This is a genomic window from Longispora urticae (genome assembly GCF_053902585.1).
Map to the genome: position 1 here is coordinate 22,641 of NZ_JAQZSH010000030.1, position 23,029 is coordinate 45,669.

Sequence of the window (23,029 nt, forward strand, 5' to 3'; positions counted from 1 at the left end):
CTTCCGCCGATTCGACCCAAGGGTTGACCCCACGTTCGGGCCGTGCCTACTATCGATCAACATAAGTAACCAGGTTTCATAAGTGAAACCTTCCCCTCAAGAGGTGACCTAGTGACACGCACCCGAAGAGCAGCGGGGGTCCTGCTGCTGGCGACCGCGCTGACGGTCGGCACGGGCGGCTACCCCGGCTACGCCGCCGACTTCCCGGCCAACCCCACCACCAAGTCCGGCTACACCCTCGACTTCCAGGAGGAGTTCGACGGCACCTCCCTGAACACGACCAAGTTCCTGCCCTACTACCTGCCGCACTGGACCAGCAACAGGGAGAACGCCGCGGCCCGCTACACCGTCGGCAACGGCGTTCTCACCGAACGCCTCGACGCCGACACCCCGGCCTGGAACGCCCAGTACGACGGGGCGGTGAAGATCTCCAGCATCCAGACCTACAACAAGGACTGGTGGCACAAGTTCAACAGCTCCATGCCCAACGACCACCACGAACCCGACTTCAACGGGTACTCGACGAAGTACGGCTACTTCGAGACCCGCGCGAAGCTGTCCAACGTCGGCGGCGGCGGACACCAGGCGCTGTGGCTCGTCGGCACCGAGGACACCTCCAGCGCCTCGGCGAACTCCGAGATCGACTTCATCGAGACGTTCTTCAGCAAGCCCACCACCTGGCGGATCGCCGCCTACGGCTGGGGCGACCCCAACTTCCTGAGCTCCTGGGTACTGCACGAGGACCCGGTGCCCAGCGGCAGCCCGACCACCGAGTTCCACGTCTACGGCATGGAGTGGACCCCGACCGAGCTGAAGTTCTACTACGACAACCAGCTGTACAAGACCATCGCCGACGCCCCCAACATGGCGATGGGCATGATCCTGGGCCTCTACACCGACGCCGGATCCGGCCAGCACAACAACGTCTGGCCCAAGTCCTGGCAGGTCGACTACCTGCGGGTGTTCAAGAAGGACGGCGGCTACCCCGAGGCCTACCAGCGGATCAAGAACCGCTGGAACAGCCAGTACATGTACGTCTCCGGCACCAACGGCAACGTCCGCTACGGGGCCGTACCCGCCACCGACACCAGCTCCCAGTGGGCCAAGGAGACCGTCGACGGCTACACCCGGTACAAGAACCGGCTGACCGGCGAGTACATGCACGTCGAGAACCAGAACGGCAACGTCCAGGCCGGCGTCGTCCCCGCCGGCTACTGGAGCGGCCAGTGGACCGAGGAGACCGTCGACGGGTACAGGCGCCTGAAGAACCGGTGGAAGTCCACCTACATGAACAACGAGGGCCTCACCGGCACCGTGCAGTACGGAACACCACCGAGCACCTACTGGAGCAGCCAATGGTCCTTTGAACCCGCCCCCTAGCCCCGCCTGATGCCGGCCGGCCCACCCGGCCGGCATCCCCACAGGAGACCCCCATGAACAAGCTCACCGCGACGGCCGTGCTGGCACTGCTGATCCTGTCAGGATGCGACTCCGCACCCCGCGCCACGACCGGGCCGGACCCGACGCGGGAACAACGCAACCAGGCCGCACGCGAACGCCAGACCGTCTGGTGGGTCCTCGACGAGGACGGCAACAAGACCACCAACCTCGCCGACGACCAACCGGACGTCACGGCCGTGCGCAAGGTCGTGGCCCTGCACTCCAACACCGTGGACAACCGCGACCACCGCACCATCACCGAACACGCCGACGACGAGTACGGCTACTACCACCCCGCGTTCGCCGAGGAGCTCCGGGCGAAGAACTACACCGGCCAACTCGTCAGCCTCTACACCACCCACCAACTGCGCACCCACCAGACGAACCTCGCCTGGTACACGTCCACCTTCCCCCGGGACCTCACCACCGCGAAGGTCGACATCGACGTCGAGTTCCAGTTCGACGAGGCGACAGCCGCCTACCTGGCCGCCAACCAGCTCGCCCTCGCCACCCCCTACGTCCAACACCGCACCATCAGCCTCGCAAAGACCGGAGACCGGTGGACCATCACGAAGATCGACAAGTCGCCGCTCACCCGCCGCCCCACCACGCCCGGCTAGGACACCCGATGCCGTCCGCCACAGTCCTCGCCGAACACTGGCAAGGCACCGCCACCGGCGTCGACACTGACATCCCAGACCGACATCCGCGCATCGACACTCGGCGAGGACGCCGTCGCCCTGGGCGCGATCCGCCGCGCTCTCGACGCCACTGCGGCAGGAAGGGTCGCCAGCATCGGCGGCCGGAGGTTGTGACGCGTCCGGTTACTCCGGAACACACACTCCGCCCCACGGCGCCGACCGCTCAGGCGCCCACGAGGCTCAACCACATCAGCACGGACAGACGCGATGAAGATCTCATCCGGGCCCTACCAACAGCCCATAGTCGCGGCGTACCGCCGATCGATACCCGTACCACATCAACGACCAGCAGCCGAGGGAAGCAACACGTTGAATCTCTGCGAGCCCTCAGGTCACCGGTGGGCGCGGAAGAACTCGGTGAGGTCGCGAGCGAGCAGTTCGGGCTCTTCATGGGCGGCGAAGTGGCCGCCGCGAGGCAGGACGTGGTAGCTCGTGACGTTGTAGGTCCGCTCGCACCAGCTGCGGGGTGGCCGGGACAGGTCTGCGGGGAACAGCGCTACCGCCGTCGGCACCTCGACCCGCTCCACCCTCCTCGTCAACTGCCGGGCATATTCGTAGTACGGCCGCATCGACGTCGACATGGTGTTGGTGAACCAGTACAGCGACGCCTGGGTCAGCAGGAAGTCGTCGCTGAACCGGGAGGACAGGTCGCCGCCGCAGTCGCTCCAGGCCCGGTACTTCTCCATCATCCAGGCCAGCAGGCCCGTCGGGGAGTCGGCCAGCCCATAGCTCAACGTGAGCGGCCGGGTGCTTTGCTCGTGCTGGTAGCCGCCTTCGTCGGCGGACCACGCAGCAACGGCGTCGAGGTAGGCGCGCTCTTCGGCGGTGACGCTGTCGGCGTCGTAGGAAACCGGGCTGGCGACGGCCATCAGGTGGATGCCCACCACCGCCTCCGGGTGGGCTTCGGCGAGCCTGGACGTGATCCCCGCGCCCAGGTCCCCGCCGTGCGCCGCGTAGCGGTTGAAGCCGAGTTCGTCGTGCATGAGCCGGTGCCAGATCTCGTGGGTCTGCGGCGGTTCGGTGAGCGAAGGCCGCTGCGGCGAAAAGGCGAAACCGGGCAGCGACGGAACGATGACAGTGAACGCGTCGGCCGCGTCGCCGCCGTACCGCGACGGCGAGGCCAGCCTGCGCGCGAGGGTCGTCAGTTCGAGGAAGGAGCTGGGCCACCCGTTGGTCAGCACGATCGGCAGTGCGTCAGAACGTTCGCCGTCGAAGCGGAGGTAGTGCACCGGCGTGCCGTCGATGTCGGCGAACTGGGACGGGAGCGCGTTGATGTCCGCTTCGTGGGAGCGCCAGTCGTAGTCGGTGGCCCAGTAGGACACGAGACGACGTAGTTCGCCGGGGTCGGTGCCCGCCTCCCAGCCGAGCACGGGCCACGGCGTCGGCCAGCGCGTGTTACGTAGCCGCGAGCGCAGGTCGTCGAGTTCGGCGTCGGTGACGGCGAGCGTCATGGCGTACTCCTCGCGTGAGTGTTACGGGTGACACCGGCGTGCCCGGGCCGCCCGGGCTCAGTCGGGGTGACCTGGGAGTCCCCGCCGCTCAGCGTCGGCCCGCATCGCCTCGGAGCACCGACGGGCATTCTCCTCGAGCTGGTCGATCTGAGCTTCCACCGTCGCCAGAATCCTATCGTCGGCGGAAGACGACCGCGCCTGCATCAAGACCGCGTAGACGATCTCCTCGACGTCTTCTGGGGCAAGAGAGAGGTTCCATCGGCGAACGAACGGTCCGAGCGCCACGAAGCCTCGCCGGATCTCGTCCCGGGACGGCTGTACATCGGCCGCAGGATCAGCGCCATTCACGCCATCTCGATGGGTCATATGCAGATCCTCCCAGCCGCGACCGGCCGAGGAGCGACCATTCTGAAGATCACAGTACGGGTGTACGTGTCACGTGCGTGTCGTCACTGTCCATACCCGATCCGCGCGTGAGTCACTTTACTCATGGGCGATGAGCAGCCCGAGTACGGCTCGGTCGTCGCACGCCACCGCAGGCATGCGGAATCGCGTGATGTCCACCCACTGGTAGGTGCCGTTGGTGAAGTTGACGAAAACGGTGTCGACGTGATCGAGGCGCACGGTGGTCACGAGTGGTTCCGCTCTTCTACTTCACTTGCGGTCTGGAGGTAGCGAGCGAACATCAGCAGTCCCCGGGTGCGGTCGTTGACGGTCAGGCTGTTGCGGACGTCGAACGGAACCCAGCGTTGCTCCAGTTCGGCGATGCATGCGGCGAGAAGTTCCTGGTCCTGGCTCGTGAGGTGTCCGTCTGTTTCTAGGCAGGTGGTGACGAGTCGGTGCAGGTGGTCCGCGACGGAGTCCGTCGGGACCAGCAAGGACGCGAGGTGTCGTTGCCGCCACCAGCGCAGCGCGTACAGGGCTCCCTGCCGGGGTGCGCCATGCCAAAGGCGCCGTTCCAGGTTCGGGTTGGGGTCGGCCGGTCGTGGTTGGCGCTGGCCGTCGCGTTTGGCTGCCCTGCGGGTCGCTGCGTAGGCGTCCAGCTCCGGCTGGCGGGCCGCCCGGCTGGAGGTGATGGCGTCCAAGGCCGCCAACAGTGCCCGCTCGTCGTGCTGGAACGGCCCGGCCAGCTCATTCAGGAAATCGAGGGTGGCGTGAAAACCCAGCGGCCGGTACAGCTGCACGCAGGACCGCAGCGCCGCGAGGCGCTGCCGGTGGGTAAGGCTCGGGTCACGTGCCTTGCGGGCGAAGTTGCTGAAGCTCATCGCGACCGCCGCCGTTCGGCGAGTTCTCGAACGTCGTGGGTCCGCAGCAGCACCTGGGCACCGCGGCGGTATGAGGGCAGCACGTCGGTCGCGATCAGGTCGAGGACATCGTCGGCGTCGGTACCGAGGGCATTGGCGGCCTCGGTGAGCGTGAGCGTCGGGGCGGGTGGCGAGGAGCTGAACCGTGTCAGTTCCAGGTTGATGGGGTCGCAGTCCTCTTTCCACAGCAGGTACTCCTGGTGCAGCCGGGCGCGGGCGCGGGGGCCGTGCACCTCGGCGAGGAACTCATCCAGCAGGTCGAACACCGCCTCGATACCAACGGCCTCCTGCTCCGGGGTGAGCGGGAGGGCGAACTCACCGAAACAGTCCTTGAGCACCAAGCTCCACCAGCCAAAGCTGGATTCGACGCCCTGGCGCAGGATCAAGAACTCTCGGAACCCGTCCAGCACCAGCTGCCCGCTGCCGATGTCCAGGCCGGTGATGAACGCGACGAGCTGGTCGAACCGCAGTTCGCTGCGGCCGAAGTACATGCCGGGCCGGCGCCGCACGAGGCGGAGCAACACGCGATGTTCCATGGGTCTGCCTTCGTCTCGACGGGAGAGGCCAGGTCCACGGCTGCGGCAAGGTGGCGACAGGACCGGTGCGCACTGGCTGCGGCGCGTCAGCCGCCAGCCCCGCCCTCCGGTGCCGTCACCGAGTAGCGGCCTCGAAGGTGTGCACGAGTTCGATCCGGCCGACGATATGCCGGTTGAACTCGGGTAGATCCTCTGCCGGTACCCACAGCTCCCGGATGTCACGGCCACCGGCCTGCTGGACCGGGTAGCGGGCCAGGAACGCTGAGTCAACGTAGAACCGGGTCACATGCCCCATGCCGGAGTGTGGGACGTTCCACTCCCGGGCGATTCGGATCGCGTACTGCTCACTGAGCACGGGGTAGAAGATCGGCTGATCCGCCAGCCGCGGCGGCCAGGACCGCCAATCCGACTGCGCGACCAGCGCCAACTCCTGCGGACCGGTCGGACGCCACAGCGTCGTTACCGACAGCCCCACCACGGTCACCCCCGATCTTCTGCCTTGAGGTGCACATCATGCCAGGTCAACGCGCCATGCGCCGCCGAGAATCCGGCACCCCGGATCAGTGACCTCGCGCCCTCGAGCAGCTTGCTGATCTCTCAGTCGAACGGTTGGTCGTGCCAGCGCCATCCAGCGGTGCTGTCATTGTGGATGTGAGGCATGAACTCGGCCATCGGGCTGCCGTCAGCGAACGCCATGGACAGTGCGGCACGGATCTGGTGGACGCTGGGGTGTTCGATGACGCGGGCGGCGACCCAGTCGACTTCCTCGGTGCCGGGGTCGCGGTTGGCCATCACGGCCACGGCGCGCGCCTGCGCGAGGGTGTCGAGGAGTCTGAGCCGGTTGACGGTGATCCCGAGGTTGTCTCGGGCGTCATCCTGCGGGCTGCTGCACAGCCACGTGTGCAGCCGGCCGGCCTCGAACCCGACGGCCTCGAAGCCAAGTACCTCTCCGGCCGGGGCCGTAACCGGCTGTGTGGGGCGCCGCCATAGCAGGTGAACTTCTCTGGACCCGAGCCGCTGAATACTGCAAGGAACACCTTCCGCCTCCGATGCGGCCAGGTTCATCGACAGGGCGTGTGTGCCTGGCTCACGACCGGCGGCGAGCGCGGTCGCCAGATCGAAATGCCACGGGTCGGTCAGCGGGTCATCGTCAGCCGGCACGAAGTCGGTCAGGCAGTCGCTAGCGGTCACGAGGCTCCGCGGCAGCAGGGCCGTCCACGAATCATCTGGCGGCAGCCAGCGGGGCGCGGCCACGAACCCGGCGAGCACGAAGCGGGTCACCGTAATCGACCGGGCATGCGTCGATCGCAGCCCATGAGTCGCCGACGCAGCCTTCCTCGAAGTCCCACCAGCCGTCGGCCTCGCCGGCTGTCAGCAGCGCCTTGACCGCGCGAAGGTCGGCTTGCGACGGCATCCAGCGCCACCATCCCGAACTTCTCGACGCCCTCTCCGGTCACACCGAACGGGGCGGACAAGTCAAGTACCGCCTGCCGGTCACCGGACAAAAGGCCATCCAGCCATGGGATCACCCGAATCGCGCATGACGGCGGCGCGGGACTCCCTGTCGGGAGTCCCGCGCTCGAAGGGTCAGTCACGGACGTAGTAGTGACCGAGCGTGTCGTCATAGCCGCCGCCGGCCCGGCAGCAGCGGCCGAAACCGCCGCCCGGACCCGCACGGACACGGATCCTTGCCGCCGAGCTTCTCAATCAGCTCCTTGTCCGCGCCGACGCTGCGGTCGCCGCGCTTGACCTGCGTCTCGCTAGAGGGAACCCCCGGCGGCGCTTACTGGTCGGCTCAAAAGGACGCCTCGGCGTCGTAGTCGAAGTACACGATGACCTCCCAGGTCGAAGGGGTGACGACCGGTGAACCGTAGAGCAGCACCGATCATCCCTGCCACGGCATTTCGCGGCGGCGTTGCCCGGTCATCTGACGGCGGGACCGGTGTCGGTACGGACGGGCCCTCGACCGACCGGTTGCCTCCCCCGGCACGGCAGATCGAATCCGGCACAGTACTCGGTCTCCGCGAATGTCAGTGCTGGCAGCTATCGTCTGCGGCCATGACCGATCAGCACCTGATCTTGTCCCACCTCGCCGACGACCTCACCGGCCGGCGCCTCGGCCTGTCTCTGCCGGCCGGCCAGCTCATCTACCCGGAGGACGACACGGACTCCGCTCGGTCAGAACCGGCCTACTGGCTCAGCGACAACCGACCCACCATCGACCAGATCCCCAAGCCGGCCGTGGGGTTGTGGCCGCTGCTGCTAGCGGGCAGCTCCCACAACCCGGACCGCCCGTGGGTGGACGGTGAGGTCGCCCCCGGCATGATGATCGACTCCGACACCTTCGACGCCGAGACAGTGCTCGCACAGATGTGGGCCGACGCCACCGATATCGACGGCGAAGACGACCACCTCACGCGGGAGGAACGGCTGGCGGTCACTGCACCGTTCGACGACCAGTGGCCCGGCCTCGCACCCGCCGGCACACCCACCTACGACCCTGACAGCATCGTCGCTGACTACATCCAGCATCTCCTCGACGACGGCGGCCTGCACAACCTGCGCCTCGGACTCATCCCCGCCACCCGCGCGGCCGACACGATCACCGCCGCCGGGTGGACCGGGCCGTGCAACTACGACAACAACATGGCGAAGTACAGCGCCGTGCTGCGTAGTTGGGAAGAACGGTTCGGTGCTCGGGTCGTCGCCGTTGGCTTCGACACCCTCCACGTCGCCGTCGCCGCCCCACCCACCACAATCGAGCACGCCCTGCACATCGCGGCTGAGCACTTCGCGTTCTGCCCCGACAACATCTGGCAAGGCCGCGGCGACCTGCACGCCTACGCCGAGGCGATCACCGGTGTCGCCAACTGGGAGTTCTGGTGGGACTAGGACTGCTCGCCGGCGTGCCGGGTCACCACCTCGACGGCTCCCCGCCGGCTTCCGTGTGGTCTACGTCAGCGTGCTGGGGCAGGATGGCCCGGTGACACAACACTCGTCGCTCGCCGAACGTCTCCTCGACCGCGCCCACGAGGACGGTGAGACCCCCGGACCGCTACTCACCGCCGCGGACCTGGCCCGGGCCGAACAGGCTCTCGGCTTCGCACTGCATCCGCTCCTGGCGGCCGTCTACCAGCAGGTCGGTGATGGCGGTTTCGGCCCCGACTACCAGGTCCTGCCCCTCATCGACGGCGAGAAGGAGACCGCAGTCGGGGCCTACTTGCAGCTCCGCGCGGACGGCGCGGGCACCGAATGGGCCTGGCCTGAGGGTGTGCTGCCGATCCTGGACTGGGGTTGCGGGATGTACGCCTGCGTGGACTGCCGCTCCGGCGACGGCATGGTGGTGCTGTTCGAACCGAACCCCGGCGACCCTGACCTCGCCTGGTATGTCGAGGCGGCGAGCCTCGCCGGCTGGTTGACCGGGCACCTGGAAGACACCGGCTGGTGGATCCTCACCGAAAACGGCGAAGACACCGACCTGCCCGCCTGGTCACACGCCAAGGAACGGGCCGTCTAGCGACCACGTCGACCTCACACGGCTCGTCGGCGTCACCACCTACTATGCGGCGCCGGGACGGATCGGCTACGTCCAGGGCGTCGGTCAAACCGAATGTGGTTCTCGATGGCGGGTCTTCTCCACGCCCGCGTTCGACTCACTCCCGATCCCATGGGATTCGGTAGACCAACTCTTGCGTGCCGCGGCGAGCACGTCAGCAGCAGATCGTCGCGACCAGCTGTGCTGCCAGCCGGCGCACTCAACGCCCCATCGAAACTGAGCCCGGTCCTTCTTCAGCCCGGCTGGTTGCCGGGCTGATTCGCTCTTGCGGGTCAGCTTCGGCACCAGAGGTTGGCGTCGAGAAGGCTCTCGCCGGGCTGTTGGTATATCTCCATCTGAGTCGGAGTGCTTGCGCCGAAATGTGGATAGTGGAGTGTGGCGCAGTGTAGATAGATTGCTGGGATGGTGACTGTGAGGTTCTCCTCGACGGGCCGGGCGGGCGGCTGTGAGTGGCCTGGACGGTGAACCGGAGGGCCTGGGCGGGTGGCGGTGGTTCCCGCTGCGCGGGGACGTGCACCAGGTGGCCGCAGTGTGGCGGGAGGAGGTGCCCCGGCGGCAGTTGGTGGTGCTGGGCGAGCCGGGCGCGGGCAAGACCGTACTGGTGCTGGCCCTGGCTCGAGGGCTACTCGAGACGCCTGAGGCCGGTGAGCCGGTGCCGGTACTGATCCCGGTGTCCTCGTGGAACCCGAACGCCGAGACCGTGTAGCGATTCGCCGCCCGGAGCCTTGCCGCCAGCGGCATCGGGGCCCGACTGGCCGGACGGTTCGTGAGCGAGCCGCAGGTGACGGCTGGCGGCAGGACAGGCTGGTGGTTGATGCCAGTACTCGACGGTCTCGATGAGCTGCCCAAAGGACTGCGTGTGCAGGCGATGGCCGGGCTGGAGGAATTCGCCTCCTCCGGGCGACCAGTGGTCGTGACTCGCGACGCCCGCGACCATCAGCGCCCCGCAGCAGAGTAGGAACGAGCCGTCCCGAGCCTCGTCGGCCCAGTCCCTGCCGTACGAGTTCACTATGCGTTCCACAATTCGTGTCGCGACTGTGCGCCGAGTTTGACCAGCATGCTCGCCACGTGCTGCTCGACCGTCCGGGGAGAGAGGAAAAGCTCGCTGGCGATTTCCCGGTTGGTCCGTCCCTTCGCGACGAGGGCGAGGACGTCACGTTCGCGGGGTGAGAGTTCGTTGCCGTACCCGCGACGTCCTGGCCGTCCGCCGCCGATCGCCCGTCGCAGCACCCTGCACCGGGCGGCGTCGCGGGTGGCGCCGATGCGTTGGTACCGGTCGGCCAGCGCCGCGAATGTCTCGACGGTGCCGGGTTCGCAGTGGGCGCGTTGCTCGGCGAGGTGCGCGGCCCGGTACGGGACGCCGATGTCGAGGAAGGCGCCTTCGGCCGCGTCGAACAGTCTGGCCGCGTCCCGTTCGTCGCGAGCGCGGGCGAGGTGGGCGCGGCACGCCAGCAGCGCGGCTTCACCGAAGGGCGTGTCGGTCCCGGCCAGTCCGGCGCTGTAGTCGGCTACGAGAACGGCTGCGTCGTCGATGCGGCTGTGGGCGCAGTAGGCGTGGACCGCCTGGGGCGCGAACTCTCCGGCCCAGGACCACACGCCTTTGCGGCGCAGCACCGCTAGTCCCTGATCCGCCCTGGCGCAGGCCGCGTCGAGCCTGCCGCGTCCGTGCAGCACGGCGACCAGTCCTCCGAACGCCGCGATTACCATGGGTGCGACGCCGTTTTCGGGGTCTTTCGGTCCGACCTGGATGAACCGCTGCGCCGCGGTGTCCCAGTCGCCGCGGGCCGCGGCCAGCCAGCCCTCGACGAGGCGAAGTTCAGCGGTCACCTGGACAAGGTCGCGGTGTGCGGCGGTCAGTTCGTCGATCCGCGTGGGCAGACGGTCCCAGTTTCCGGAAAGCCAGTCCAGCCGGACCAGGGTGGCTGCGGCGGTGCCTGCGACGTAGGGCGCGCCTGACCGTGCGGCCAGGGCCGATCCGGTGCTCAGGAGTGTCCGTGCCCGGTCGTGGTGCCCGGTCCAGGAGTAGGAGTCGGCGATGTTGCAATAGGCTCGGGCGAGTTCGCGCTGTCCTTCCGGGTCTGCCGCGTCGGCGGGCAACTGCTGGACCTGTTCCCAGGTGCCGGGGTCGGCCAGGTGCGCTCGGGCGCTGAGCGCGTTCGCCAGTGCCGAGTACCGCAGTGGTCCGTCGTCCAGTCCTGCCGCGGTGGCTTCGACCCGCTGAAGCCAGGGCAGGTGCTCGGCGATGGGCGAGGTGCCGAGGTAGGGCAGGGACAGGACGGACTCGCCGCGCAGGACACGCGGAGTGTCGCCGCGTAGGTCATCGACAGCCAGTGCGATCTCCTGGCGGCCGTGTCGCAGTTCGCCAGGTTGGCGCAGGAGCAAAAGCCCGTAGCCGAGTCGGACCTCTCCTCGCATCCGGTCGGACAGGCGGGAATCGCTGAGAAGCCGTTGGATCTCGTCGGTGACCTCGTGCAGGCGTAGTCCGGACAGAGCGTCATGGCACAGCTGGGCGGCCAGTCTGTCGACGTGGGCAGGGGGCACGGCTGGGTCGGCGACGAGGGAACGGCGGATCTCCACCGCTGTGGAGGCGTCACCGGCGGCCATCGCCAGGTCCGCGGCCTGTTCGCCGTGTCGCAGCCAGTCGTCGATCCGGTCGGCCGCGCGCGCGTGCTGTGACATCCGGCGGTGGTTCGGAGGTTCCTGCGCGGCAAGTTCTTGTAGGCACCGCAGGTGCAGGCGGGCGGCACGCGGGCCCGTGATCAGTTCTTCGATCACGCGGCGGGCCTGGGCGTGGCGGAACCCGTACCTCAGAGGTGCCGATTCGACGAGGACGCCGGCCGTCAGAAGGCGGGAGATGGCCGCGTCCGCGCGCGCCGGTGTCAGGCCTGCGACGGCCCGGAGCAGGTCGGCGCTCGCGGGCCTGCCGAAGATCGCCGCGGCTTCCGCGACCGCGCGGGCCGTCGGGGTCTGGTCGGCCCATCGGTCGAGGACGGCTTCGCGGATCCGTTCTGGCAGCGGTAGGTGCCCGGATGTGGATGTCCGGCAGGCCCGTACGGTCTCGACGAGGACGAACGGGATCCCCGCGCAGTGTTTGTCGAGGGCCGTCGCGAACGCGGCCGACACGGCTGCGCCGCTGAGCAGCGCCTGGGTGAGTGCTCCGACGGCTTCGCGGTCTACCGGGCCGACCGTCAGGTGTGTGATGTTGTAGTCGGGCGGTGGGCGCAGGGCTCGCCCCAAGGCTGGGCCCGTCACCTCTTCGGGGCGGTAGCTGAACACCATCGACAGCCTTGGTGGCGGGTCCGCGACCAGCTCGCGAAGCAGGCGCAGGGAGTCCTCGTCGGCCCAGTGGACATCCTCGGCCACCAGCACCAGTCCGGCTGGCGCCGACAGTGCCTCTTTGACGGCTTCGAGCAACGGTAGCGGATCTCGAGGGCTCCGCGTCCCGGTGTCGGGGTCGTGGGCTGGGCGCGGGGCGGCAATCAGGCACCGCGTCAGCGCGCGGTACGGCGATTCTCCGTCGTCGGGCTGGCATCGAAGGACCACCGCGGGCACACGGATCGTGGCGACCAACTCGGCCAGCAGCCGGGATTTGCCGATCCCCGCCTCACCGGCCAGGAGCACCACGGCCGGGGCTGCGGCCAGCGCCTCGGTCAGCGCGCGCAGTTCCGCGTCGCGTCCGACGAGCCGGATCCGGTGCTCCTGTCGCGCCGCTGGGCTCATCGCCTGCTCCTAGCCGAGGTCGGTACCAGGTTGCCCGAGTCTAGTCCCGGGCCGGCCGACCCACGGAAGCGACGAATAGATAGGTGTACCTAGTGATCGCCGGCATCGATTGTCCGTGTTCCGCCCGCACCCGATCGTTGTCGCCAGGCGTCCGACAGCGGTCGCCGCAGGTGAAAGGAACCCCTCATGCGAGACGACAGATGGACCCCGGGCAGAGGCGCGCGGCGTCTTCTGCTGGTGGGTCTGAGCGTCGCGGCGATGATCGCGGCGGGTGGCACGGCGCAGGCGGCGCCCTCGGAAGGGACCGTCGTGCCGGCCCGGCAGCACTACGGCGACCAGTACATCGTGGTCCTGCGGGACGGGCCGGCTGGCATCGGTTCGACCGCGGCGGCCCTGACCGGGCGCTACGGCGGGAAGGTGCGCTCCACGTACACCGCGACGATCCACGGCTTCTCCGTCGCGGGTCTCACCGACCGCCAGGCCCGGCGGTTGGCGGCGGACCCTGCGGTGCGGACCGTCTATGAGGACGGGACGGCCCGGGCCGAGGACACCCAGACCAACCCGCCGTCGTGGGGCCTGGACCGCGTCGATCAGGCGCAACTGCCGCTGAACAGCAGCTACACGTACCCGGCGAGTGCCGGAGCGGGCGTCACCGCCTACGTGATCGACACGGGTGTGCGGCCGACTCACGCGGAGTTCGAGGGCCGCGCCAGCGTCGGCACGGACTTCGTCAACGACGGCCGTAACGGCGTCGACTGCTCCGGTCACGGTTCACATGTCGCCGGGACGGTGGCCGGCAAGACGGTCGGCGTGGCCAAGAAGGCCAAGGTCGTCGCGGTGCGGGTACTCAACTGCGGCGGCTCGGGCCCGGACTCCGCGTCCGTGGACGGCATCGAGTGGGTGACCCGCAACGCCCGCAAGCCCGCCGTGGCCAACATGAGCATTCTGTTCGACACGGTCGGGGTCGGCGACGAGGCGATCACAGCAGCCCTGGCCGCAGGGGTCAGCTTCGCCGTCGCGGCCGGCAACCAGGGCTCCGACGCCTGCCAGTCCTCCCCCGCCCGGGTGCCTGGGGTGATCGCCACCGGCAACACAGACAACCAGGACAACCGCAACTCCGGCTCCAACTACGGCTCGTGCGTGGCGTTGTTCGCGCCCGGTACCAACATCACCTCCGTCGGTATCGGCAACGACACCTCGCTGGCCAATATGACGGGTACGTCGATGGCCAGCCCGCACGCCGCCGGAGCCGCCGCCCTCTATCTCGGTGAGCACCCGGAGGCGACCCCGGCGCAGGTCCGCGCGGCGTTGATCGGTTCGGCCAGCACCGGCGTCGTGAAGAATCCTGGCAGCGGCTCGCCCAACAAGCTGCTCAACGTCGGCGGCGGCAGCCCGCCGTCCACCTGCGCGGCCCGTGACAACGGCACCGACGTCGCCATCCCCGACGCCGGCGCGGCCGTGAACAGCACCGTCACCCAGACCGGGTGCGCAGGAAAGGCGTCGGCCTCACTGCCGGTCAGGGTCGACATCGACCACACCTATACCGCCGACCTGGCCATCGACCTGGTCGGACCGAGCGGTGCGGCCCACAGCCTGAAGAAGGCCGGCGACGTCGGTGTGTCCACGGGGGTGCACACGACCTACACCGTCGACGCCTCGGCCGAGGACGCCAACGGCACGTGGGCGCTGCGGGTCCGCGACGTCTACACCTACGACACGGGCACGCTCGACCGGTGGGTGCTGGGCGGTGCGGCCGTGACGGCCAGCCTCCCCACCGACCAGCTGCGCCCCACCGGGAACGGACACGCCCAGATCATCGGCGGCGAGTTGACGACCGTGGCGCAGTACCCGTATGTGATCGCGGGTGTGCGGGTCGGCAGTTCCGGCCCGCAGGGGCAGTCGTGCACCGGTGCGGTGGTGGCCGCACGTAAGATCATCACTTCGGCGCACTGCATGATCGACGTCGGCGGCGACAAGAGCTACGTCTACGGCGACGACGACCTGAACCGGCCCTCCACCGGCGAGTTCAAGACCCGCGTCGCCAGCTACAAGGCGCACCCGGGATACACCGGCTCGGGCAGCTGGCAGCAGGGCCACGACGTCGCTGTGATCACCGTCGCCGACGACCTGCCCGTCGCCGCCGCGAACTGGATCAAGGTCGCGTCCGCCGCGAACGCCGACCTGACCCGCCCCGGCCGCCAGGGCGTCGTCCTCGGCTACGGGCAGACCGTGGCGGGCAGCGCCTCCAGCAGCGGCAAGGTGAAGAAGGCGACCCTGCCGATCAACGACGCCAGCGGCTGCCAGGTCTTCAACATCCCGGTGGACCCGCAGACCATGATCTGCGCCGGCTACAACGACGGACACGTCGCGACCTGCTCCGGCGACAGCGGCGGCCCGCTCGTCGTCGACGGCTACGTCGTCGGCACCGTCTCCTGGGGCGCCTCGGGCTGTGACCGCTACAGCATCTCCAGCAAGCTGACCGGCGAGATGGGCGACTGGGCCAACCGGGAGATCGGAGGGGCACCGCCGACCGGGACGTTCACCCTCGGGCTCAACCCCGGCTCCGTCAAGGTCGAGCGTGGACGCCACATCTCCACCACCGTCACCAGCGCCGCCGGTTCCGGCGGACCGGAACGCGTCACCCTGACCGCCACCGGCCTGCCGAGCGGCGCGCGGGCGGTGTTTCAGCCCTCGACGCTCGACACCGCCAACAACGCCAAACTGACCATCGACACGACGACGGCGACCCCGAAGGGCAGCTACGAGATCGTCGTGTCCGGGCAGGGCACCGCCAACACGGCGACGACCAGGCTCACCCTGGTCGTCGGAGACGGCACTCAACCGCCCAGCGGCGTCACGCTGAGCCTGTCGCCGGCCTCCGGCACTGTCTCACCCGGAGTGTTCACCTCCACGAAGGTCACCGTCACCGGCGGCACCGGGCCGCTGACGCTGACCTCACAGCACCCGGGCATCGCGCTGGATCCGTTCTTCCTACCCTCCAGCGTCTCCAGCGGCGGCACGTCGACGATGCAGGTCGCCGCGCCGTTCACGCCAGGGACATACCAGATCACCGTCATCGCCACCGACAGCTCCGGAAGGTCCGGCAGCGCGGTGTTCACCCTGACAGTCCGGTAGATCCACGGTGCCCCCGCCGCGAACCAGCGGGGGCACCAACCCGCCAACCCTGCGAAAACGCGAACGGCCGACCGATGGATGGGTCAGCCGTTCTGACGTCCGGCCTCCCACGGACCCACGCCTTCCCTGACCGGTAGGGTCAGCGCGCCGATCAGCACGCATCCGGCTCCGAGCACCGTCAGCGGAAGCGGAAGCGTACGCACCCCAACCGGGCGCACTGGACGTGTGCAGACCGGAGGCGGTGGCCTTCGCCGGGGCGGCCGCCGGTTCGATGGGGTGGCCGTCGACGTCATGGCGGGCTGGCGCGCTACGGCCGGATGCAATGGGTGTCGGCAGTGGGTAGGACGCCGTCCAGCAGGTAGTGGTCGACCGTGCCGTCGACGCAGGGGTTGGCGTCGAAGAGGTAGACGCCGTGGCGGTATGCGCCGCGAAGGGTGACCAGGCGGGAGCCGGTCAGTGCGTGGTGCAGGGCCAGTTGACCTGGGTACGGGGCCGCGGGATCGCCGTCGGCGCCGATCATGAGTACCCGTGCGTCGTTGTGGACCTCGGTGGGAGGTTCAGCCGGAGCTGTGGCCCAGAACGCGCACGGGGTGATGTTGCGGGTCAGTGGACCGTAGAGGGGTTCGTCGCCGCGGTGGGCCCGGATGTCGCGCCAGTAGGTCTCGGTGGCGCGGGAGGCCGCACGGTCCGCGCAGCGCAGGGCGAGTCCGGCGCTGAACCCGAACGCGGGCACGACGTCCGTCGAGGCCAGCAGCGTGAGGTACTCGTCCAGTTCGGGCGTGGGGGTGGCGGTGCCGCCGCGGGCGGCGTCGCTGAGCACGCCGACCTTGGTGCTGAACTCGGCGTAGGCCTCGTCGGTGTCGACGACGGTGAGCAGCAGGCCGGGCAGCATCGCAGCGGTGACCTCGTGGTCGCCGACCCGCAGTGGCCTGCGTCCGGCCGCCAGGCGAATGCGTTCGACGGTGGCCAGCACCTGCTCGGTGCTCGCGCCGAGGCCGTAGCGGCCGTGTCGGCGTGCGGCCCAACCTGCCCAGTCACGCAACCCCTCGGCGTCGGCTTTCGCTCCGGTGGCGCGGTTCAGGTCCGGGGCGTAGACGGCGGGGTCGACCGCGCTGTCCAGGACGGTCCGGTCGGCGCGTCCGGGGAACATCTGGAGATAGACGGCGCCCAGGTAGGTACCGTAGGACCAGCCGAGGTAGGAGATGCGTTGCTCGCCGAGGGCGGCGCGTACGACGTCGGCGTCCCGGGCGACGTTGCGGGTCGAGGCGTAGGGCAGCAGGTCCCGGTGGTCGGCGCAACGTCCGGCGAGGTCCTTGGCGAGAGCGACGCTGCGGTCGAAGGACCGCCGGTCCGGGGCGGCCACGTTGGCGCTGCTCATGGCGGCGCCCGCAGGCCAGCCGCACTCCAGCGGGGTGCTGCGCCCGAAGAAGCGGGGGTCCATCCCGACGAGGTCGTAGCGGGCGGCGACCGCCGGTGAGCCGTGCGGGATGACCGGGGGTAGGCCCTGCAGGACCGCGAGGACGCCGTCCCTGGAGGGGCCGGGGCCGCCGGTGTTGACCAGGAGTGTGCCGAGGCGGTGCGCAGTGTCGGCAGCCTTGTGCCGGGCCACCGCGACCGTGATGGTGCGGCCAGCGGGCCGAGCGTAGTCCAGTGGCACAGTGACGTCGGCGCACTGCGCCGAGGCCGCGTCCAGCGCGGTGCCGACGTCGTCGTCGGAGTCGGCCCGGCAACCATGCCAGGTCAACGTCTGCTCGTAGTAGCGGGCCAGCGCACCGCCGTCGGGAGAGCCGGCGTCAACGCCCGCGGCGGCCGGCGGCCCTGCGGCCAGGCCGAGCACCGCCGCGACGACGAACGCGGTGAGCGCGGCCACCGAACCGGTCAAGCGTGCTCTGTGCGTCCTCTGCGCATGACGCGCTCGGCGCCGTCGGTCTGGCCGGACGACTGTGGCCGCAACCATCATGTGCCGTTCGGCGCTGTGATGTGTCATGCGGCGACGCTACGTGCGAGGCATGACCGTCGTCGTCTCCCAGCCGGCCCGTTCGATGAGCGACCTTCGGCATACGTCCGGCAGCCGGCAGGACCATCGCGGCACCTGGTCAGCGACGCACGGGACCAGGACGGACCAGACCGGACTCGTACGCCAGGACCACAGCCTGCACCCGGTCCCGGACACCGAGCTTGGCCAGGACGCGTCCGACGTGCGTCTTGACCGTACCCTCCGCGACGCCCAGGACGGCGGCGATCTCGGCGTTCGACCGGCCGCCCGCCAGGGCCAGCAGCACCTCGCGTTCACGGTCGGTCAGTGCACCGACCGCCTTGGCGGCGGCCGGGTCCCAGGCCGGGGCGAAGTGGTCCAGCAGACGGCGTGTAGTGGATGGCGCTATCACAGCGTCCCCGGCGTGCACGGTACGCAGCGCGGCGAGCATGTCCATCGCGGAGCCGTCCTTGAGTAGGAAGCCGCTGGCCCCGGCACGGATCGCGGTGACCGCGTGCTCGTCCAGGTCGAAGGTCGTCAACACCACCACCCTCGGCGGAGCCGGCAAGGGCAGGGTAACGATGCGCCGGGTCGCCTCGATGCCGTCCAGCAGCGGCATCCGCACGTCCATCATGACCAGTTCCGGCCGCAGACGTTCCGCCGCACGGACGGCGTCCAGCCCATCTCCGGCCTCGCCCACCACCCGCATGTCCGGCTGGGAATCGATCACCATGCGGAGTCCGGTGCGGACCAGCTGCTGATCATCGACCAACAGTACTCGGATCGGCTGGACGTCCGAGCCGATGTGTTCCCCGGGATCGCTCACCTCAGTACCGGGATCCGCGCACGGACGAGGTGCCCGCCTCCGGGACTGGGCCCGAGCCAGACCGTCCCTCCGTAGGCGGCGACGCGTTCGCGCATCCCGACCACCCCGTGCCCGGCAGAGCTGGGACATATTGTCGTCCCGCGCCCGTCGTCCTGAATGACGATCTCCAACTGATCCCGGTCCCAGCGGACCGCCACCTGCGCGCGGGCCCCCTGCCCCGCATGCTTGAGCACGTTGGTCAGCCCTTCCTGAACGATCCGGTACACGACCAGCCCGAGCCCCGGTTCGACCGGCTCCCCGGGCTGATCCAGCCGCAGGTGGACGTCCAGACCGCTGGCCCTGGTTTCCTCCACGAGCTGCGAGATGTCCGTGAATCCTGGCTGGGGCACCGAACTCTGCTCCCCATCCTGGCCCTCACGCAACACCCCCAGCAGTCGGCGCATCTCTCCCATCGCCCGGCGACCCGTGTCGCCGATCGTGGCAAGCGAGGCACGCGCCGCCTGTGGTGACGACTCGGCCGCGAACCACCCGCCGTCCGCCTGCACGATCACCACTGCCAGTGAATGCGCCACCACGTCGTGCATCTCCCGGGCGATCCTGGCCCGCTCAGCGGAGATCGTAAGCCGTGCCTGCTGGCCTCGCTCAATCTCCACCAGTCGCGCCCGTTCCCGGCGCACGCGATGCAAAGCGCCCAACGCCCAAGCGGTGACCGCCGTACTGCCAAGGAAGGCGGCGAAGGTCAAGTGCTGCAACGACGAAGTGTCGGCGCGTAGCGGCCATCGCACGCCCGCCAGCGCCGCGCCCAGCAGCCCGGCGGCGAGCCCGGCGCGACCCGCCCAGCGGGGGCCGTATCCGGCCGCCGCGTGAATCGCCATCAAGACCGCCAGGTCGGAGGCAAGAAGACCCGCGTGCGGGATGGCCAGCCACTGCCCGAACGCCGCAGGCAGCACGAGCGCGGCACACACCACCGGCTGACGGCGGCGCGCGGCCAGCGGAAGCGGTAACACCGCAGCGCACACCACAGACCACGGATCGCCGGACGCAACCACCACACCCAACACCGCCACGCCGACCGCGAGCACGACGTCCACCACCGTGGGGTGCCGCCGCAGCCACGAGTCGACTCGTTCACCGGACACCACCACAGGGTAGGCGAATCATGTAAGACGCCGCGCCACCCTCAAGGCGTACCCGGCCTACGCCAAAAGGCATACGCATACGGCCGCGCCAACACGTTCCCGACCAGCCACGGCCCCTACCGCGGCCGCCCGCGTCGCCTCGGGATCCACAGCGGAGGGATGGTCATCTGCGATAAACACGCCGATTTTTTGCTTACCTCCCATTTAGGCCCGTCGCGGTCCCCAAATGGTCTCCAAGCGCTTACCTTGACATAGAAAGAGCCCGATCAGTTGGCCTGATCGGGCTTTTTCTGACCTGCTGAAACTGCGGTCTTGCATCTGTCGGGCTGACAGGATTTGAACCTGCGACCCCTTGACCCCCAGCTCATGTGCGTGGACGTTTCGGCAGGTCAGAGGGGTTATACCGGGCGGTCAGCCCGTGCGTTCTGGGTGGATTCGTGTATACCGTGGTTGGCGTGTGGTCCACACGTGGTCCCCAAGAGGTTTAGGTGGCTCACGGGCCGGACGATCCAGCAGGACTCCGATTCAGGATTTGCCGCTGACTCACTTGACCGGGAACTTCGGGGCTGGCGCCTCACCCTGGGCCGGGTCGAGGCAGGGCCGGTCATGCGGCCCGCGAATTTGTGCCGCACTTCCGTCACCTGGGGTCGAACGCAGTGTCGGTTCCTGCGGTTAGTCGAGAGCCGCTCGGGCTCTTTCCCCTTCTAGGCGGACCTCGTCTATGAACGCGATTGTCGAGGGGAAGGCTCCTCTGACTCTTCAACGAGTCCTTCTTCGAAGTCGATCTGACTAGAATCCTCGCTTTCAGGACTCCAGTATTCGACGTACATCAGCAGGCACGCGCTAATCCCGGAGAGCAGGTCCTCGAGTAGATCCCGGGCCGGACGGCGCGTGCCGAGGGGCGTCAGCCGATACTCGACCGGCGATTCGGTCGCCGAGCGGGATTGTGCTCTTTCGACTTCGCGGCAGAGTTGTTGAAGCGTTTTCAGATCGGGTGCGCTGCCGCGGGCTGTCGCTTTGCTGATTCGGCGAGCAGGTCGTGTGTCGAGGCGTGCAGGGCGTAGTCCGTCATGTCGACCTGCCTGGCTGTCTCGTCGTCGGCTCGGGGCACAGACATTCTCGGCGTGCGTGTCGCCATGTTGAACGACCGGTGGGCCTGGGAGGTATCGGCGTGCTGGTGCTCGGCGAGGAACTGGGGCCTGTGATCGTGTCGACGTTGAATCGTGCGGCTAGAAGAACTCCTTGACCCTACGAAGGAGATTCCCTCGTGTCGGCGCGGGACCCTGCTGGGATCGTCACAGCGATGTGGCCTGTAGACCAGGATCTGGTAGGCACTCTGATCGCCGTGGGGCCCGGTACCGCACATGATGCGGTACCGGGCCCGCCCGTTCAACGAAGGACGGCCTTGATGCCGGTGTAGCCGTAGCCGGTGCCGTTCCACCATAGTTGTGGTGTGCTGAGCCCGGTGCCGTTGGACAGCGCGACGTAGGCGCGGGTGCCGTCGGCGCCGGCGTTGGCGAGGAACACGTAGTCGGCTTTGCGGTCGCCGTTGACGTCCCCGGCGAAGGGCGTGACGCCGGCCCAACCCGTACCGGGGTCGCTCCACCAGGCGGGCTGTATCCAGAAGCCCGCGTAGGTGGACAGGCCTACGATCGCCGCCGTGCCGCCGCCCGGTTCGTTCGTGGTCAGTACCAGATCGGCCCCACCGTTGCCATCCATGTCGGCGAGCGCTGCCTTTATGCCGGTGTAGCCGTAGCCGGCGCCGTTCCACCACAGCTGCGGTGCGCTGAGCCTGGAGCCGTTAGACAGCGCGACGTAGGCGCGGGTGCCGTCGGCGCCGGCGTTGGCGAGGAAGACATAGTCGGCTTTGCGGTCGCCGTTGACGTCCCCGGCGAGGGGCGTGACCCCGCTCCAGCCCGTGCCGGGGTCGCTCCACCAGGCGGGCTGTATCCAGAAGCCCGCGTACGTCGACAGGCCCACGACGACGGCGGTGCCGCCGCCCGGTTCACTCGTCGTGAGCACCAAGTCCGCCCCGCCGTTGCCGTCGACGTCGGCGAGCGCCGCCTTGATACCGGTGTAGCCGTAGCCGACGCCGTTCCACCACAGCTGCGGCGCGCTGAGCCCGGTGCCATTGGACAGCGCCACGTACGCGCGGGTGCCGTCGGCGCCGGCGTTGGCGAGGAACACGTAGTCGGCCCTGCGGTCACCGTTGACGTCCCCGGCGAGGGGCGTGACCCCCGCCCAGCCGGTGTCGGGATCACGCCACCACGCTGGCTGCACCCAGAAGCCCGCGTAGGTCGACAGGCCCACGATCGCCGCCGTGCCGCCGCCGGGCTCGCTCGTCGTGAGCACCAGATCCGCGCCGGCGTTGCCGTCGACATCCGTCCCAGGCGTCGCCTGACCGGACGAGCCGGACGAGCCGAGCCGCAGGTACTTCTCCGCGCGGAGGTTCGGACGGGTGCCGTAGCCGCCGGGCGCGGCGACGTTGTACTCCTCCACGTTCACCGATCCGTCGCCGTTGACTGACGACACGACAGCGACGTGTCCGTAGTCCCCGCCGCCCCACCAGGCGACGTCACCCTGCTGCGCGGCGGTAGACACCGTCAGGCCAGCGTTGGACGCGTAGGCAGCCCAGTCCCGGGCGTGCCCCGCGCCGCTGGGGAAGCGGAACGATGACCAGGTGAGGCCGACCCGCTGGGCGACGAAGTCGGTGCAGTTACGGTAGGCGAACCCGCGCGGACTATTCGACCGGAACGTGCCGTTCGACCAGTAGCCCCAGTCGTAGCCGGGGCAGGCGCCCGCCTGCTGGCCGGTCGTACGGCACACGGCGGCATCGTCGGTGTAGCCACCGCCTGCGTGGGCAGCCATCGGCGGGAGCGCGCCGGCGAGCGCTACCACGGAGCACAGCACCACAGAGAAAAGGAATCGACACGCTGCGCGCAAATCCATACCCGACGGTATCGACCCCGGTCGTCGGCGGATGTCCGGAATCCGTCGCTGCGGCAACCCGTCAACGACGTATGGGACCGCCGTTCAGACAGCGGTAACGCCACCGGTTACGCCGGCTGTGGCGCGCCGGTCCGCCGAAACCGAGGCCGGCGGCCCCACCTGCCGAGCCGACTCGCGGTGGGGTGACAACCCGGGGTGTGGCCGCAGCGCGTTCACCGCATCGTGGGCGTGCCCGCGCACCGCCTGGTCCCGGCGAAAAGTCATCTCGAACGTAGATCGTGTCAGATATGTACTGGT

19 protein-coding genes and 1 tRNA gene are annotated in these 23,029 nt (G+C 68.9%); 6 read left to right on the forward strand and 14 right to left on the reverse strand.

The window, feature by feature from the left end; translation table 11 throughout:
• The first annotated feature begins 111 nt into the window (after positions 1 to 111).
• Positions 112 to 1,380, forward strand: coding sequence for a family 16 glycosylhydrolase (locus PT931_RS20805; protein ID WP_456247419.1), 1,269 nt, complete (start codon positions 112 to 114; stop codon positions 1,378 to 1,380).
• 53 nt (positions 1,381 to 1,433) lie between these two features.
• Positions 1,434 to 2,060: a hypothetical protein gene (locus PT931_RS20810; RefSeq protein ID WP_456247420.1), complete on the forward strand. Its 627-nt coding sequence runs from the start codon at positions 1,434 to 1,436 to the stop codon at positions 2,058 to 2,060.
• A 413-nt stretch (positions 2,061 to 2,473) separates the two neighbouring features.
• Here PT931_RS20810 and PT931_RS20815 read toward each other — a convergent pair whose 3' ends face one another.
• The 8 genes from PT931_RS20815 to PT931_RS20850 all read right to left on the reverse strand — a co-directional run bounded on the left by PT931_RS20815 (position 2,474) and on the right by PT931_RS20850 (position 7,143).
• A complete protein-coding gene (locus PT931_RS20815; RefSeq protein WP_456247421.1) occupies positions 2,474 to 3,592 on the reverse strand; it encodes an epoxide hydrolase family protein in 1,119 nt (372 codons plus the stop codon).
• Positions 3,593 to 3,649: 57 nt separating this feature from the next.
• Positions 3,650 to 3,958 (reverse strand): hypothetical protein, encoded by a 309-nt coding sequence (locus tag PT931_RS20820; RefSeq protein ID WP_456247422.1) that lies wholly within the window; start codon positions 3,956 to 3,958, stop codon positions 3,650 to 3,652.
• A 117-nt stretch (positions 3,959 to 4,075) separates the two neighbouring features.
• Complete coding sequence (locus tag PT931_RS20825; protein WP_456247423.1) at positions 4,076 to 4,225, reverse strand: hypothetical protein; 150 nt, start codon at positions 4,223 to 4,225, stop codon at positions 4,076 to 4,078.
• Positions 4,222 to 4,857 carry a hypothetical protein gene (locus PT931_RS20830; protein WP_456247424.1) on the reverse strand — a complete coding sequence of 212 codons (636 nt, stop codon included), beginning with the start codon at positions 4,855 to 4,857 and terminating at the stop codon, positions 4,222 to 4,224. The genes PT931_RS20825 and PT931_RS20830 overlap by 4 nt, the downstream gene beginning before the upstream one ends.
• On the reverse strand, positions 4,854 to 5,420 hold the full coding sequence (locus PT931_RS20835; RefSeq protein ID WP_456247425.1) for a helix-turn-helix domain-containing protein: 567 nt from the start codon (positions 5,418 to 5,420) through the stop codon (positions 4,854 to 4,856). Before PT931_RS20835 ends, PT931_RS20830 begins: the two co-directional genes overlap by 4 nt.
• Positions 5,421 to 5,547: 127 nt before the next feature.
• Positions 5,548 to 5,916, reverse strand: a complete 369-nt coding sequence (locus tag PT931_RS20840; RefSeq protein WP_456247426.1) for an ADP-ribosylation/crystallin J1 — start codon at positions 5,914 to 5,916, stop codon at positions 5,548 to 5,550.
• 113 nt (positions 5,917 to 6,029) lie between these two features.
• A complete protein-coding gene (locus PT931_RS20845) occupies positions 6,030 to 6,713 on the reverse strand; it encodes a hypothetical protein (RefSeq protein WP_456247427.1) in 684 nt (227 codons plus the stop codon).
• 340 nt (positions 6,714 to 7,053) lie between these two features.
• Positions 7,054 to 7,143: an SEC-C metal-binding domain-containing protein gene (locus PT931_RS20850; RefSeq protein ID WP_456247491.1), complete on the reverse strand. Its 90-nt coding sequence runs from the start codon at positions 7,141 to 7,143 to the stop codon at positions 7,054 to 7,056.
• 347 nt (positions 7,144 to 7,490) lie between these two features.
• On the opposite strand from PT931_RS20850, the gene PT931_RS20855 reads away from it, so the two are divergent.
• The 3 genes from PT931_RS20855 (at position 7,491) to PT931_RS20865 (ending at position 9,694) form a co-directional block, all read left to right on the forward strand.
• Positions 7,491 to 8,324, forward strand: a complete 834-nt coding sequence (locus PT931_RS20855; RefSeq protein WP_456247428.1) for a DUF4253 domain-containing protein — start codon at positions 7,491 to 7,493, stop codon at positions 8,322 to 8,324.
• A 91-nt stretch (positions 8,325 to 8,415) separates the two neighbouring features.
• Positions 8,416 to 8,949: an SMI1/KNR4 family protein gene (locus tag PT931_RS20860; RefSeq protein WP_456247429.1), complete on the forward strand. Its 534-nt coding sequence runs from the start codon at positions 8,416 to 8,418 to the stop codon at positions 8,947 to 8,949.
• 484 nt (positions 8,950 to 9,433) lie between these two features.
• Entirely contained in the window at positions 9,434 to 9,694 is a 261-nt protein-coding gene (locus tag PT931_RS20865) for a hypothetical protein (RefSeq protein ID WP_456247430.1), read from the forward strand.
• A gap of 302 nt (positions 9,695 to 9,996) precedes the next feature.
• Here PT931_RS20865 and PT931_RS20870 read toward each other — a convergent pair whose 3' ends face one another.
• A complete protein-coding gene (locus PT931_RS20870) occupies positions 9,997 to 12,708 on the reverse strand; it encodes an AAA family ATPase (RefSeq protein WP_456247431.1) in 2,712 nt (903 codons plus the stop codon).
• 186 nt (positions 12,709 to 12,894) lie between these two features.
• Between PT931_RS20870 and PT931_RS20875 the strand changes: the two genes are divergently transcribed.
• Positions 12,895 to 15,843: a S8 family serine peptidase gene (locus tag PT931_RS20875; protein ID WP_456247432.1), complete on the forward strand. Its 2,949-nt coding sequence runs from the start codon at positions 12,895 to 12,897 to the stop codon at positions 15,841 to 15,843.
• Between the two features lie 307 nt (positions 15,844 to 16,150).
• Here the strand turns inward: PT931_RS20875 and PT931_RS20880 are convergent, their stop codons facing one another.
• The 5 genes from PT931_RS20880 to PT931_RS20900 all read right to left on the reverse strand — a co-directional run bounded on the left by PT931_RS20880 (position 16,151) and on the right by PT931_RS20900 (position 22,609).
• Positions 16,151 to 17,725, reverse strand: coding sequence for an alpha/beta hydrolase (locus PT931_RS20880; RefSeq protein WP_456247433.1), 1,575 nt, complete (start codon positions 17,723 to 17,725; stop codon positions 16,151 to 16,153).
• A 214-nt stretch (positions 17,726 to 17,939) separates the two neighbouring features.
• The gene (locus PT931_RS20885) at positions 17,940 to 18,623 is read right to left on the reverse strand and encodes a response regulator (RefSeq protein ID WP_456247492.1); all 684 of its coding nucleotides are present in this window, start codon (positions 18,621 to 18,623) and stop codon (positions 17,940 to 17,942) included.
• Positions 18,624 to 18,640: 17 nt separating this feature from the next.
• A complete protein-coding gene (locus PT931_RS20890) occupies positions 18,641 to 19,783 on the reverse strand; it encodes a sensor histidine kinase (protein ID WP_456247434.1) in 1,143 nt (380 codons plus the stop codon).
• Positions 19,784 to 20,104: 321 nt separating this feature from the next.
• Positions 20,105 to 20,202, reverse strand: a tRNA-OTHER gene (locus tag PT931_RS20895).
• A 970-nt stretch (positions 20,203 to 21,172) separates the two neighbouring features.
• Positions 21,173 to 22,609 carry a CHAP domain-containing protein gene (locus PT931_RS20900; protein WP_456247435.1) on the reverse strand — a complete coding sequence of 479 codons (1,437 nt, stop codon included), beginning with the start codon at positions 22,607 to 22,609 and terminating at the stop codon, positions 21,173 to 21,175.
• Positions 22,610 to 23,029 lie beyond the last annotated feature (420 nt).

Bases quoted from the DNA above. Each gene is read 5' to 3' on its own strand.
- PT931_RS20810 (WP_456247420.1), top strand. From the start codon at position 1,434: ATGAACAAGCTCACCGCGACGGCCGTGCTGGCACTGCTGATCCTGTCA.
- PT931_RS20815 (WP_456247421.1), bottom strand. From the start codon at position 3,592: ATGACGCTCGCCGTCACCGACGCCGAACTCGACGACCTGCGCTCGCGG.
- PT931_RS20820 (WP_456247422.1), bottom strand. From the start codon at position 3,958: ATGACCCATCGAGATGGCGTGAATGGCGCTGATCCTGCGGCCGATGTA.
- PT931_RS20830 (WP_456247424.1), bottom strand. From the start codon at position 4,857: ATGAGCTTCAGCAACTTCGCCCGCAAGGCACGTGACCCGAGCCTTACC.
- PT931_RS20855 (WP_456247428.1), top strand. From the start codon at position 7,491: ATGACCGATCAGCACCTGATCTTGTCCCACCTCGCCGACGACCTCACC.
- PT931_RS20870 (WP_456247431.1), bottom strand. From the start codon at position 12,708: ATGAGCCCAGCGGCGCGACAGGAGCACCGGATCCGGCTCGTCGGACGC.
- PT931_RS20875 (WP_456247432.1), top strand. From the start codon at position 12,895: ATGCGAGACGACAGATGGACCCCGGGCAGAGGCGCGCGGCGTCTTCTG.